Here is a 12382-nt window from a genome sequence, read left to right as displayed (position 1 = left end):
CTCAGAGCGCCGGGGCGCCGTCGCGGCCGGCCCCCGCCCCCACGGGCGCGAGCACTTCGTCGAGCGGCGGCAATGCGCGGCGCACGGCGCGGCGCAAGCCCGCCGGCCGATAGAGCTGCTTGGTCGCCTCGACGATGTGAACGCCCCCGCCCGGCAGCGAGAAGCGGCCGGCGATCCGCTCGAAGGCCGGAGCCGAGCGCAGCAGCGAGGCGCGGGCGAAGGGCGGAACATAGAGCGCCTCGCCCCAAAAGACGGGAAGCAGCAGCGTCTCCTGCAGCAGGCTCTGCAGCTGGCCGCGCGAATAGGGGTGGCCATGGCCGAAAGGCGTCGTGTCCACCCGCGCCCACAGGCCGGAACGGCTGGGAACGACGACGATCACCCGCCCGCCCGGCGCGAGGATGCGCCAAATTTCCTCCAAAATGTCGCGCGGCGATTCGCCGACCTCGAGCGCATGGACGACCAGGACGCGGTCGATGCTGGCGTCGGGCAGCGGCATCATCGTGGTCTCGACCAGCGAGGAGGCGGAGCGGCCGCCGTTCGGCCAATGGACGACGCCCTGAGCCGCCGGCATGAAGGCGAGCACACGCTGCGCCCGCTCCTGAAAATCGACGAGATAGGGCGTGGCGTAGCCGATCCCGAGCACGCGCAGGCCGGAATGATCCTCCCAGCGGCTCCGCGCCATGCGTCCGACGAGGCGCCGCGCCACCTGGCCGAGCGGCGAACCGTAAAAATTCCGCAGGTCGACGACGTCGAGAGACATATCTACTTTTTCGCAATATCTTCGGCGCGACGCAAGCGTGCGAAACGGCCGCGGCCGCGACCGGAGAGCGGCGCGCCGCGGGTTGCGACAGGAGCGGCGCAATGAGCGTGGAGGTCGTTCAATTCATTTGCCTGGCCGATAATTTCGGCCTGCTGCTGCGGGACGAGGCGACCGGCGCCGTCGCCTCCATCGACGCGCCGGACGCGCGCGCCATCGCGGGCGAATTGTCGCGGCGCGGCTGGCTGCTCACCGATATTCTGATCACCCATCATCACGCCGACCATATTCAAGGCGTGGCGGGGCTGAAAAAACTCTATCCGCAGGCGCGCGTCGTCGGCCCGCGCAAGGATCGCGGACGCCTTCCCCACCTCGATCTCGAGGTCGGCGAGGGCGACCTCGTCGCTGTCGGCTCGGCGACGGCGCGGGTCATGGAGGCGCCGGGCCATACGACCGGACATATTCTCTATCACTTCGCCGAAGACGAGATTCTCTTCGTCGGCGACGTGCTGTTTTCTCTGGGCTGCGGCCGCGTGTTCGAGACGCCGATGGACGTCATGCTCGCCTCGCTGGAGAAGATCGCCGAATTGCCGCCCGAGACGCGCGTCTATTGCGGCCATGAATATACGCAGGCCAATGCGCGTTTCGCGCTGACCGTCGACCCGCGCAATCTTCTGCTCGCCGAGCGCGCCCGCGAGGTCGACGCGCTGCGCGCCGAGGGACTGCCCACTCTGCCGACGACGATCGCGCTCGAGCTCGCCACCAATCCATTTTTGCGCGCGGAAGACCCGCAGCTGCGGCAGGCGCTCGGCATGGAGACGGACGATCCCGTCCATGTCTTCGCGCAAATGCGCGAAAGGAAGAATGTGTTCCGATGACCACGGACTCGAGCGCCCCGCCCTCGGCGGCGGAGATCGCGCGGCTGCTCTCCCTCGCGCCGCATCCCGAAGGCGGCTTCTATCGCGAAACCTTTCGCGATGTGCGCGCGACGAAGGACGGCCGAGCCGCCTCGACGGCGATCTATTATCTGCTCGGCGCCGGCGAGGTCTCCGCCTGGCATCGGGTCGACGCGGCGGAAATCTGGCATTTCTACGCCGGGGCGCCGCTCGCCATCGAGATTTCGACGAACGGCGAGACGAGCGCGCGGCAGATCCTCGGCGCGCGACTGTCGCAGGGCGAACGTCCGCAGATCATCGTGCCGGCCGGCCATTGGCAGAGCGCGCGCAGCCTCGGCGCCTGGACGCTGGTGGGCTGCACCGTCGCGCCGGGCTTCGAATTCTCCCGCTTCGAGCTCGCGCCGGTGGATTTTTCCCCTACCGGCGCAGAATAGGCGCATCCCGCCGATTCCGCTCGCGCCGATCCGAAATCGGCGTTTTTCCGCGCGGGCCGGGTCCGGACCCGCGCAAAGCGCGCGACCTGCGCGCCCCCGCTAAACGACCCGTTTACTTTTGGGCCCCAATACTCTGCGTCATCCGCATTCCTACGATCAGGCCCAGCCGATGCAATTGCGCCATCTCGCCGACAAGGCGGTTTCCACGGGATTGCAGGAGCCGGCCTCCTCCCCCTCCGCAGCGCTCGCCGCGCCGGAGCAGCAACCGCCGGCGGGCCCCGATCTCCGCAGCGTCACGGCCTCGATCGGCATGCTCGCCTATGAGTGGGACATAGCGACCGATCGGCTGAGCTGGGGCGAAAATCTCCGCGAGGTGCTCGCGACTTTCGCGGACGTCGATCTATCGACCGGGCGCGCCTATGGCGAGCGGCTCGGCGCGCAGAGCGCGACGTCGCGCTTCGACGCCATCGTCACCAGCGCCGGCCGCGACGACGGACACGGCGTGTTGTACAATGCGATCTACGCCCTCGCGCCGCCGCGCGAGACCGGCGGCGGCTCTCTCGTGTGGATCGAGGATTGCGGCAAATGGTTCGCCGGCCGCGACGGCCGTCCGAGCCGCGCCCATGGCGTCGTTCGCGTCATCACCGAGCGCCATGAGATGGAGCGCCGGCTCACCCGCAGCGCGCAATTCGACGCGCTCACCGGCGCGATGAGCCGAGCTCTGCTCGCCGAACATTCGCTGCGCCTGCTCGGACAGCCCGAGAAGACGCGCAAGCCTTTCACAATATTGCTGGTCGCGCTCGAAAACCTTTTCGCGCTCAACCGCACCTACGGATATGACGCCGGCGACGAGATCATCGTCGGCCTCGCCACGCGCTTGCGCGCCAATGTCCGCGTCAATGATCTCGTGGCGCGCTACGCCGGCAATAAATTCGCCGTGCTGCTCGAGAATTGCGACGTGGAGCAGGCCAAAGCGAGCGGCCAGCGGCTCATCGAGGTCATCGCGCATTCGCCTTTCGCGACCGAGATCGGCGTGGTCTCCGTCTCGGCGCGCATCGGCGCCGTCGTCGCGCCGCGCGACGGCAGATCGCCCGCCGTTCTGTTCCAGCACGCGGAAGAAGCGCTCGACGCCGCGCGCCAGCGCAATGCTCAGCGGCTCGTCTGCTACGCCACTTCGCTCGCGCGCGACAATGGACGGCTGCACGCGCTCCAAATTTCCGACAGCGTCGTCTCCGCGCTCAACGAGCGCCGCGTCGAGCTCGCCTTTCAGCCCATCGTCGACGCGCAAACAGGCGACACGGCCTTTTATGAAGCGCTGCTGCGCGTGCGGCTCGCCGACGGCGCCATCGTCGTCCCCGGCGACATTCTGCCGATCGCCGAGAAATCCGGCCTCGTCCGGCTGCTGGACCAGCGCGTTCTGGAGCTGGCGCTGGCGCGCCTGCGCGCCGATCCGTCGCTACGCATTTCGGTGAACGCTTCCGTCGCCACGCTGCACGACCCGGAATGGCCGGACTGGCTCGCCAACGCCACGCATGTCTACGCCGGCGTCGCCGATCGCCTCACGATCGAAATCACCGAGACGACGCTGATCGACGATTTCGACAAGACGCGGCAACTGATCTGCGATTGCAAGCGCCTCGGCATCAAATTCGCCATGGACGATTTCGGCGCCGGGCACACATCCTTCCGCAATCTGCGTCTGCTCGACTTCGACTTCGTCAAGATCGACGGCGTCTTCATTCAGAACATCATCAAATCGGAAGATGATCGCTTCTTCGTGCGCACGCTCACCGATCTCGCCAAACATCTCGGCCTGAAGATCGTCGCGGAATGGGTGGAGGACGAAGCGACCGCGCGGCTGCTGCGCGGCTGGGGCGTCGACTTTTTCCAGGGCTCGCTGTTCGGCTCCGCCATGATGGCCTCGGCGCCGGGCGAGACGCTCGATCTCGCCCGGCGCGCCTGAGCGCGCATCCACGCCGAATTGTCTTCGGCGCGAAGCCTTCGCGCAGGGCGGCGAGGACGCCCTGTCAGCTCTTGCTCGACAATTGGTCGATGCGCTTGTTCAGCTCGTCGAGCTGACGCTTCATCTCGTCGAGATCGGATCGCGGCGGCTCGGCGGGGGCAACTGCCGCCTCGGCGGAGGCGGCGGGCGGCTCGGCCGGCAGGCCGAAGGGGTTGAACATGGTCAGCGCATGGCGGAACACCGCCATATTCTTGCGCGCCTGCTCCTCGAGCGACTGAAAAGCCTGGCGCGTCGGCTCGCCGAAAGGCGCACCTTCCAGCGCCTGCGAGACCTGATCGCGAAATTTCTGCTGATCGCGGGTCAGTCGGTCGATGCTGAACTCGAGATAGCTCGGCACCAGCATTTGCATCGAATCGCCATAGAAGCGGATGAGCTGGCGCAGGAAGGCGATGGGCAGCAGGCTCTGCCCGTCCTTGCTCTCCTGCTCGAAGATGATCTGCGTCAGCACGGGGCGGGTGATGTCCTCCCCCGTCTTGGCGTCGCAGACGACGAAATCCTCGCCGCGCTTGACCATGGCGGCAAGATCCTCGAGCGTGACATAAGTGCTCGTGCCGGTGTCGTAGAGACGGCGATTGGCGTATTTCTTGATCGTCGTCGGCTTTTTCTCGGTGGCCATGTTCCGCCCGCCGCCTCCGTCGTCCTGGCGCGCCGCCACGATCTTCTCGGTTCCGGCGAGCTGAGCGCCGGCTCCTTTCTCATATTTCGGCGTGCGTAGCAAAATATCCTCGCTTTTCGTCCCGCGACGCGCAGAGCGACCGCAGCTCTCCCCCGAACGATAGCCGCAACCGCCCGCATCCCGCAATAAATTCGTCGCGAAAAGGCGGTTTGCGCGCGCCGAGAGCCGTTTTTGAGGCAACCGCCTCTCGCTCGGCGACGCGGCCTCGGCTATATTGGCGACATTATTCGCCGAACGCCCGGGATCGAGCGCCCCGGGATCGAGCGCCCCGGGATCGAACGCTCCGGCGCGAGCCCGAGCGCGACAGGAGGACGATATGCCGATCACGAAGCTGCTGCTGGCGGCGGCCGCGGCGCTCCTCGTCGGGGCCTGCAACACCACGAATCTGGCCGAGCAGCGCGCCGCCGACGAGGCCCGCTGCCGAAGCTATGGCTTCCGACCCGGATCGGACCCGTTTTCGAAATGCCTGCTGCAGGTTGATCTCGATCGTTCGGCCGACCGGCGCGCGGCCCGCTACGACTATCCCTATGGCTTCGGCCCGCGGGGCTATTATTGGGGCCGCGGCTGGTGATGACGCGCGGATCCGGCGACGACGACGGAAATCCGACAGAAACAGGGCGAATTCGCGATTTTTCGCCGCGGCGCAGCGCGCCGTTTCCCGCAGCGCGGCAATAAGGTAAGAGAGGCGAGGCGCGGCTTCGAGCCCCTCGCTTGAGACGGCCCCGCCCATGTGCGAAACAGCGCGCGAGGGCGACGCGAATGGCGGCCGATTCGCCGAGCGGGGCCGACGCCTGTGCGGCGCCCGCACGGACGCTGGCGAGAGCGAGACGGGCCGAAAACGGAATTGGGCTCATGTTGTTCAACATAGAAGCCGACCGTGGCGACCAGATCGTCGGCTATGTCGTTCCGGATGATTATTCTATCTCGCCGACGCTTCGCATCATTCAGGGCGGCGCCGAGATCGCGGAACTGCTCTGCCGCGAGGCGCGCCCGTCTCTGGTGGCGGCCGGCCGGCACGCGACGGGTCTTTGCGGCTTCACCGTCGACAGCTCGATCGTCCCCGATCTCGTGTCGAATCAGAGCCTCGAGATTCGCGAGGCCGAATCCGGCATCTTGATCTACCGGCGGCGCAACGGCTCGGAGGTCACGCATCGGCGGGTCTTTCGGCTGGAGACGCATCTCTTCCCGCTGTGGCGGCTGGACGAGAAGGTGGAGCACAAGTTTCAGTTCTTCCACAAAGGCGTGGAGCGGCACGGACGCGAGACCGCGCAGCAAGTCTTCATGCTCGAGAACGTCTCCTCGCTCTATGTGAGCGGCCGGCTGACTTTCGCCGGCTATTCCAATCATATTCACGACAAGTTCAAGACCATCGTCTTGCTGCACGACCCCTATCTCGAGCTCGCCGAGCGTCTGCTGACCTTGAAGCATGTCTCGCGGTTCGGCGACGAATTGCTCGGGGCGAGAGACATGATCTCCTATCAGCGGGCGATCGAATTCGCGCAGCAGATCGAGCCCGACGGCAGCGGGCTGCGCCGCGCCTTCGACGCCATGCCGCGCGACGTCATCGGCGTCTTCGCCAATCCGCTGACGCGGCAGCTCTCCTCCGACTCGCTGGAAGAGCCGCCGCCCAAAAACGGCGTCGCCAAGGCGCTCGCCGCGCTCGCGAGCTTTTCGGTTGTGGGTCTGCGCGACAGCCAGGACCGTTTTCTCGAGGAGGTGGAAGCCCTGCTGGACATAGAACCGGCGACGCTGCCGACGCTTCCCCATTTCGCCGCCGTCGGCGACTTGGCGCGGGAGCTGCGCCTTCTGCCGGAAGTCGAGCTGCTGCTCGAGCAGGACCTCGAAATCTACCACACCGCCAAGACGGCGATCGAGGAGGCCATTTGACGAAAAATCGACAGGCTGCGGCAACTCCGGCGCGCCTCTGCGGTCCGCCTTCGCCGCGAATTCCCGGCCGGCGCCGATGATCGAGACCAAGCCGCCGCTCGAGGAGGACCGCCTTCGCCTGCGCGCCGAGGAGAGATCCTCGCGCTCGCTGGTTCCGGCCGCATGGCTGCGGCCGCTCGCCCATGCGCCAGAGGCCGCGCGTCAGCTCGCGGGCCGTGTCGAGCGGATCGCGACCGAGGCCAATCGCGCGCTGGAGAGCCGCACGCGCATTCCGCCGCTCTGGCTGAGCTTCATCGCCTTCGTGATCGTCCCTTCCTTCGCGGGGGCGGTCTACTTCGCCTTTTTCGCCGCCGAACAATTCATGGTCGAGACCCGTTTTGCGGTGCGCGCCATAGAAATGGAGGCGATGGCGACGCCCAAGGGGGAATCGGCCGCCTTCACCTTCACCCCCTCCGGCCAGAACGCCTATATCGTGACGAGCTATATCCGCAGCAGGGCGATCGTCACGGATGTGTCGTCCAAGCTCGATCTGCGCGCGATCTATCGCCGGCCGGAAGCCGATTTCTGGGCGCGCCTGCGCCGCGACGCCACGATCGACGCGCTGACCGACTATTGGCAATCCATGGTCGAGACCACGGTCGACGCCAATTCCAGCCTCGTCACCGTCAAGGTCCGCGCCTTCCGCAAGGGCGACGCACTCGCGCTCGCTTCGGCGATCGTCGCGGCGAGTGAATCGCTGGTCAATCGCATCTCCGAACGCGCGCGGCGGGACGCCACCGCAATGGCGGAAAAGGATGTGCGCCGCGCTTTCGAATCGGTTCAGGCGGCGCTGGCCGATCTGCACAAGTTCCGCGACGAGTTCGGCGTGATCGATCCGAGCCTGACAGGCGGCGAGATCGTCGCGCTGCTGGCGCCGCTGGTCGCGCAGAAGATCAAGCTCGAAGGCGAGCTGTTCGTCGCCGGCCATGAATTGTCGGCGGACGCGCCGACGGTGCGCGTCCTGCGCGAGCAGCTCGAATCGGCCGAAAAGCAGATCAAGGAGCTGAAGGGACGCCTGACCTCCAGCGACGGGAAGAGCCCGTCGAGCTCTACAATGTCCGGGATTCTGGCGAAATTCGAGGAGCTCGAAGTTCGCAAGGCGCTCGCCGAACGCTTCTACGCGCTCTCCAAGGCCGATCACGACCGCGCGCTGTTGCGCGCCAACCGGCAGAGCATCTATCTCACCGTCTTCGTCCCGCCCGCGGAGCCGGAGATCGCGCGCTATCCGCACCGGGTGACCTATCCGGTGCTGATCTTTCTCGCCTTCGCCGTCGTGTGGAGCATTTTCGTCCTGCTTCTCGCGACGATCGAGGACCACCGGCTCTGAGCGGAAGGCCCGGCGACGCCGCGGCGGCCAGCGCCACAAAAGGCTTTACCCGGCGGCGGATTCGCAGGAATCTCGCCCCTCGCTTCGACGCGTTTTCGACGCCGAACCAGCGTCCGCTGCGGCCGGAAACGCTCTCGACGCACGAAAGGAGAGGTCGGCGATCGATGGCGACGATAGACGGCGATTTCTGGGTCTTCGGCTATGGTTCGCTGATGTGGCGGCCGGGTTTCGAATTTCTCGAGAGCGGCCTCGCCTGGGTGCATGGCTATCACCGCTCGCTCTGCGTCTTCTCCCATGTCCATCGCGGAACGCGAGAGCGTCCCGGCCTCGTGCTCGGCCTCGACTATGGCGGCTCCTGTCTCGGCGTCGCCTTTCGCGTCCGCGGCGCGGCGCGCGAGGAGACGATCGCCTATCTTCGCGCCCGCGAATTGGTGACCTCGGTCTATGTCGAGCGCAATGTGGGGCTACGCTTCGCCGAGGGCGGCTCGGCCCGCGCGCTCGCTTTCATCGTCGACCGCGCCCATGAGCAATATGCCGGACGCCTGTCGATCGACGAGATGACCCGGCTCGTCGAAGGCGGAGTCGGCGCCTCGGGCGACAATCCCTCCTACGTCCGCAACACGCACGCGCATCTCCAGCAGCTCGACATTCACGATCCGGCGCTCGCCGAAATCGTGCGCCGGCTCGCCGCGCGCGAGGCGCCGCTCGCCGAGAGCGCCTGACGCCTCAGTTCAGCAAGGCGCGCGCGAGGTGGCGCGCGACCTCTCCCGGCAGCGCGCAAAAGCGCACATGCCATTCGTTCACGCCGAGCGCGCCCGCGGCGACGCGCGCGAGCCGACCGCTCTTCGTGTCGAAATCCTCGCTGACGAGCACGCAGACCGGCCGGCGTTCCGCCCCCTCCCGCGCGACCCCGATGACGACGGCGCGCGCGAATCGCGCCACCAGCGCCTCTTCCTCGGCCGAAAATATCGTGCACACATAGCTTTCGTCGCGGCCGGCGCGCCAGGAATAGAAGCGCTCGCGCAGCGGCGTGGAATGCAGCGCGGCCAATCCCCGCCCGCGAATGGGCGACGCCTCCGCCCTCCCCGGCTTCGCCTCTCGGCGCTCGACCCGATCGACGACGAACATGACGACCTCACCTAATCAAGAACTGGAACAAAATTAGAACATAAAAAGAACTTTTGTCAAACTCTCCGAGCGCGCGCGATCTACGCCGCTGCGGAGCCTCCCTCGGTGCGCAGCCAGGCGGCGCCGCAGGCGCGCGCCAATTCGCGCACGCGCAGAATATAGCTCTGCCGCTCGGTGACGGAGATCACGCCGCGCGCATCCAGAAGATTGAAGGCGTGGCTGGCCTTTATGCATTGGTCATAGGCCGGCAGCGCCATCAGATGGCGCTCGCCCTCGCCTCTGTCGCCGAAGGCGAGCAGCTTGCGGCATTCGGACTCGGCGGCGCGGAAATCGGAGAACAGCTTCTCCGTATCGGCGGCCTCGAAATTATGCCGCGAATATTCCTGCTCGGCCTGCAGGAACACATCGGCATAAGTGACCTTGTCCTCTTCGCCGCCGTTGAAATTGAGCTCCATGATCGAATCGACGCCCTGCAGATAGCAGGCGAGCCGCTCGAGCCCATAGGTCAGCTCGCCGGCGACGGGCGCGCAATCGAAGCCCGCCACCTGCTGAAAATAGGTGAATTGCGAGATTTCCATGCCATCGCACCAGCATTCCCAGCCCAACCCCCAGGCGCCGAGAGTGGGGCTCTCCCAATCATCCTCGACGAAGCGAATGTCGTGCAGCCTGGTGTCGACGCCGATCGCCTCCAGCGAGGCGAGATAGAGCGATTGCAAATCCGGCGGCGAGGGCTTCAGAATCACCTGATATTGATAGAAGTGCTGGAGCCGATTGGGGTTTTCGCCATAGCGTCCGTCCTTGGGGCGCCGGCTCGGCTGCACATAGGCGGCCTTCCAAGGCTTGGGGCCGAGCGCCCGCAGAGTGGTGGCGGGGTGAAACGTGCCCGCGCCCATCTCCATATCGTAGGGCTGCAAAATGACGCAGCCCTGCGCCGCCCAGAAATTTTGCAGGGTCAGAATGAGTCCCTGGAACGAGCGGGCGGGAGAAAGTCGGTCTGGCGCGGTCATTTGCATCGATCCTCATGCTGCGGCCGGCAGGCTAGTCGCCGCGCGCGCGCCGGTCAACGCGGCGAGGCGCCCGCAAAAAAGCCGCGCGCCCCCCGACGTCCCGCGCTATTGTCCCGCCGCCGGCGAACATGAAGGAGTGCAGGGGCTGGAATGAGGGGGCGAGACATCGTCTTGGCGATCGGCGGGGCGGCGACGGCAATTTGGATCGAAGGGGCGAGGCCAGCGCAGGCGCACGCCGTCCTCTCGGAATCGACGCCGCGGGAGGCGCAGACCATCTCCGGCCCCGATCTCGAGGTGGCGCTGCGATTCAACTGCCGCATCGACGCGCGCCGCTCGCGGCTGCTCTTGATCACGCCGGACATGCACGGGACCGTGCTTCCGCTGCTGGAGGCGGAGGCCGCGGACGAAATGCGCGCTGCGCTTCGCGACTTGCGCCCGGGAGCCTATCGGCTGCATTGGCAGGTGCTGAGCGTCGACGGGCACATCACCCGCGGCGACGTCTCCTTTCGCGTCGGCCGTTGAGCCATGCAGCAATTCATCGAAATCTACGGCTTTCTGAGCGTCATATTGCGCGGCTCCATTTCAGGAGCGCTGTCGCTCGCCGTCGGCGGCGTCGCATTTCTTCTGCTCGTCGCCCGCCCACTGGCGCCGCTGCTCGGCGCGGCGGCGGAGCCGATCGCCGCACGCGCCCGCGCCATTGTCTTCTGGAGCGCGATCGCGCTCGCTCTCCTCATCGCCCTCGACGCGGCCACGCTCGCCACAATGCTGGTCGGCGCGCTGGAACTCTCATTCGCCGATGCGCTGACCGCCGATGCGGTGAGGTCCGACGCCCTCGCGGCCGCGCCCGCCCTCGCGCTCGCTTTCGCCATTCGCGGGCCGGCGATTGCGCCCCTGCCCCTCGCCATCTTTGCCGCCGCGCTCGTTTGCGCGCGGCTCGGCGCCACTCATGCGGTGAGCCGGCTCGACAATCCGCCCGGCCTCATAGCCGCCGAGCTCGCGCATCTGACCGGCGTCGCTCTGTGGATCGGCGGCATTCCCTATTTTCTCATCGCGCTCGCGCGCGCTCCGGAGGGCGCGGCGCAGCGCGCCATCGGCCTGCGCTTCTCGCATCTCTCGATCGTCGCCGTGACGATGATCGCCGCCGGCGGCGTCGCAATGTCGGCCGTCTATATCGGCGAGGTCGAAAATTTCTATGGCGCCGCCTATGGCGTCATGGTCGGCGCCAAGGCCATTCTCTTCGCCGGCCTGCTGTCGCTCGGCGCGCTCAATTTCTTCGCCGTCCGCCGCCAGCCGACCGATCCGCGCGCCTTCGCGCGGCTGCGCCGTTTCGCGGAAGTGGAGATCGGAATCGGCTGGACGATCGTTTTCGCCGCCGCATCGCTCTCCTCGCTGCCGCCGGCCGTCGATCTCGCGCGCGACCGGGTGAGCCTCGCCGAGATCGTCGAGCGGCTGACGCCGCAATGGCCGCCGCGGCTCGAGAGCCCGGACCATTCCACCCTATCCGTTTCGCTGCCGCCGATCCAGACCGCGCGCGCCGACGAGGCGACGCCGACGGAGACGAGCGACGCCGTCACGGCCTCCATAGCGGCGCAGCGCAACGCCGAGGACATCGCCTGGTCGGAATATAATCACCACATCGCCGGCCTGTTCGTGACGGCCATGGGGCTGCTGGCGCTGCTCGAGCATTGGCGGCGCCTGTCGCCTGTCGCGCGCCATTGGCCCATGTTGATGCTCGGCCTCGCCGGCTTCCTCTTTTTGCGCGCGGACGAAGCCGTCTGGCCGCTCGGCCAGCTCGGCCTCATCGAGAGCCTGCGCGACCCCGAGATCGCGCAGCATCGCATTTTCCTCGCGCTCATCATCGGCTTTGGAATCTTCGAATGGCGGGTGCGGACGCAGCGAGTGAAGGCGCAATGGGCGCCCCTCGCCTTTCCGCTCATCACCGGCGTCGGCGGCGCGCTGCTGCTGGCCCATTCGCACGGTCTCTCGAATATCCGCGAGGAATTTCTCATCGAGGTCACACATACGCCGCTGGCGCTGGTCGGCCTCCTCGCCTCTTCCGCCCGCTGGCTGGAGATTCGCCTCGACGGCCCGGGCGCGCGCATCGCGGGAATCGTCTGGCCGATCGCCTTCACTTTTGCGGGGCTGATGCTGCTCGCCTATCGGGAGGCATGATTCGACTTCATGCACAATGTTCATGAGCGCATGAAA

Annotated in this window: 13 protein-coding genes; 9 read left to right on the top strand and 4 right to left on the bottom strand. The window is 66.7% G+C overall.

The window, feature by feature from the left end; genetic code table 11:
* Nucleotide 1: 1 nt before the first annotated feature.
* Entirely contained in the window at nt 2-760 is a 759-nt protein-coding gene (locus KP010_RS12480) for a class I SAM-dependent methyltransferase (protein WP_108917190.1), read from the bottom strand.
* Between the two features lie 101 nt (nt 761-861).
* Here KP010_RS12480 and gloB point away from each other — a divergent pair, with 101 nt between their 5' ends.
* From gloB to KP010_RS12465, 3 genes are all read left to right on the top strand, one after another.
* On the top strand, nt 862-1635 hold the full coding sequence (gene gloB / locus KP010_RS12475; RefSeq protein WP_142861571.1) for a hydroxyacylglutathione hydrolase: 774 nt from the start codon (nt 862-864) through the stop codon (nt 1633-1635).
* Complete coding sequence (locus KP010_RS12470) at nt 1632-2087, top strand: cupin domain-containing protein (protein WP_142861570.1); 456 nt, start codon at nt 1632-1634, stop codon at nt 2085-2087. Before gloB ends, KP010_RS12470 begins: the two co-directional genes overlap by 4 nt.
* A 118-nt stretch (nt 2088-2205) precedes the next feature.
* Nucleotides 2206-4050 carry a bifunctional diguanylate cyclase/phosphodiesterase gene (locus KP010_RS12465; protein ID WP_246659681.1) on the top strand — a complete coding sequence of 615 codons (1845 nt, stop codon included), beginning with the start codon at nt 2206-2208 and terminating at the stop codon, nt 4048-4050.
* A gap of 64 nt (nt 4051-4114) precedes the next feature.
* On the opposite strand, the gene phaR is transcribed toward KP010_RS12465, so the two are convergent.
* Complete coding sequence (gene phaR / locus KP010_RS12460; RefSeq protein ID WP_108917227.1) at nt 4115-4726, bottom strand: polyhydroxyalkanoate synthesis repressor PhaR; 612 nt, start codon at nt 4724-4726, stop codon at nt 4115-4117.
* Between the two features lie 376 nt (nt 4727-5102).
* Here phaR and KP010_RS12455 point away from each other — a divergent pair, with 376 nt between their 5' ends.
* From KP010_RS12455 to KP010_RS12440, 4 genes are all read left to right on the top strand, one after another.
* Nucleotides 5103-5357 (top strand): hypothetical protein, encoded by a 255-nt coding sequence (locus KP010_RS12455; RefSeq protein ID WP_108917194.1) that lies wholly within the window; start codon nt 5103-5105, stop codon nt 5355-5357.
* 281 nt (nt 5358-5638) lie between these two features.
* The gene (locus tag KP010_RS12450; RefSeq protein ID WP_142861569.1) at nt 5639-6673 is read left to right on the top strand and encodes a hypothetical protein; all 1035 of its coding nucleotides are present in this window, start codon (nt 5639-5641) and stop codon (nt 6671-6673) included.
* Nucleotides 6674-6749: 76 nt separating this feature from the next.
* The gene (locus tag KP010_RS12445) at nt 6750-8039 is read left to right on the top strand and encodes a capsule biosynthesis protein (RefSeq protein ID WP_142861568.1); all 1290 of its coding nucleotides are present in this window, start codon (nt 6750-6752) and stop codon (nt 8037-8039) included.
* Nucleotides 8040-8203: 164 nt separating this feature from the next.
* Nucleotides 8204-8761 (top strand): gamma-glutamylcyclotransferase, encoded by a 558-nt coding sequence (locus KP010_RS12440; RefSeq protein WP_142861567.1) that lies wholly within the window; start codon nt 8204-8206, stop codon nt 8759-8761.
* Between the two features lie 4 nt (nt 8762-8765).
* Here the strand turns inward: KP010_RS12440 and KP010_RS12435 are convergent, their stop codons facing one another.
* Together KP010_RS12435 and KP010_RS12430 are read right to left on the bottom strand one after the other, a co-directional pair.
* The gene (locus KP010_RS12435; protein ID WP_142861566.1) at nt 8766-9167 is read right to left on the bottom strand and encodes a hypothetical protein; all 402 of its coding nucleotides are present in this window, start codon (nt 9165-9167) and stop codon (nt 8766-8768) included.
* A gap of 80 nt (nt 9168-9247) precedes the next feature.
* Complete coding sequence (locus KP010_RS12430; RefSeq protein ID WP_142861565.1) at nt 9248-10174, bottom strand: glycine--tRNA ligase subunit alpha; 927 nt, start codon at nt 10172-10174, stop codon at nt 9248-9250.
* Between the two features lie 150 nt (nt 10175-10324).
* Here KP010_RS12430 and KP010_RS12425 point away from each other — a divergent pair, with 150 nt between their 5' ends.
* Complete coding sequence (locus KP010_RS12425; protein ID WP_142861564.1) at nt 10325-10696, top strand: copper resistance CopC family protein; 372 nt, start codon at nt 10325-10327, stop codon at nt 10694-10696.
* A gap of 3 nt (nt 10697-10699) precedes the next feature.
* A complete protein-coding gene (locus tag KP010_RS12420) occupies nt 10700-12346 on the top strand; it encodes a copper resistance D family protein (RefSeq protein WP_142861563.1) in 1647 nt (548 codons plus the stop codon).
* The last annotated feature ends 36 nt before the right edge of the window (nt 12347-12382 follow it).

The organism is Methylosinus sp. KRF6 (assembly GCF_018887255.1).
Lineage (GTDB): Bacteria > Pseudomonadota > Alphaproteobacteria > Rhizobiales > Beijerinckiaceae > Methylosinus > Methylosinus sporium.
This window is presented reverse-complemented; position numbering and strand designations above follow the sequence as displayed.

Bases quoted from the DNA above. Each gene is read 5' to 3' on its own strand.
- KP010_RS12450 (WP_142861569.1), top strand. From the start codon at position 5,639: ATGTTGTTCAACATAGAAGCCGACCGTGGCGACCAGATCGTCGGCTAT.
- KP010_RS12430 (WP_142861565.1), bottom strand. From the start codon at position 10,174: ATGACCGCGCCAGACCGACTTTCTCCCGCCCGCTCGTTCCAGGGACTC.
- KP010_RS12435 (WP_142861566.1), bottom strand. From the start codon at position 9,167: ATGTTCGTCGTCGATCGGGTCGAGCGCCGAGAGGCGAAGCCGGGGAGG.
- KP010_RS12480 (WP_108917190.1), bottom strand. From the start codon at position 760: ATGTCTCTCGACGTCGTCGACCTGCGGAATTTTTACGGTTCGCCGCTC.
- KP010_RS12420 (WP_142861563.1), top strand. From the start codon at position 10,700: ATGCAGCAATTCATCGAAATCTACGGCTTTCTGAGCGTCATATTGCGC.
- KP010_RS12455 (WP_108917194.1), top strand. From the start codon at position 5,103: ATGCCGATCACGAAGCTGCTGCTGGCGGCGGCCGCGGCGCTCCTCGTC.
- gloB (WP_142861571.1), top strand. From the start codon at position 862: ATGAGCGTGGAGGTCGTTCAATTCATTTGCCTGGCCGATAATTTCGGC.
- KP010_RS12440 (WP_142861567.1), top strand. From the start codon at position 8,204: ATGGCGACGATAGACGGCGATTTCTGGGTCTTCGGCTATGGTTCGCTG.
- KP010_RS12470 (WP_142861570.1), top strand. From the start codon at position 1,632: ATGACCACGGACTCGAGCGCCCCGCCCTCGGCGGCGGAGATCGCGCGG.
- KP010_RS12445 (WP_142861568.1), top strand. From the start codon at position 6,750: ATGATCGAGACCAAGCCGCCGCTCGAGGAGGACCGCCTTCGCCTGCGC.
- KP010_RS12425 (WP_142861564.1), top strand. From the start codon at position 10,325: ATGAGGGGGCGAGACATCGTCTTGGCGATCGGCGGGGCGGCGACGGCA.
- phaR (WP_108917227.1), bottom strand. From the start codon at position 4,726: ATGGCCACCGAGAAAAAGCCGACGACGATCAAGAAATACGCCAATCGC.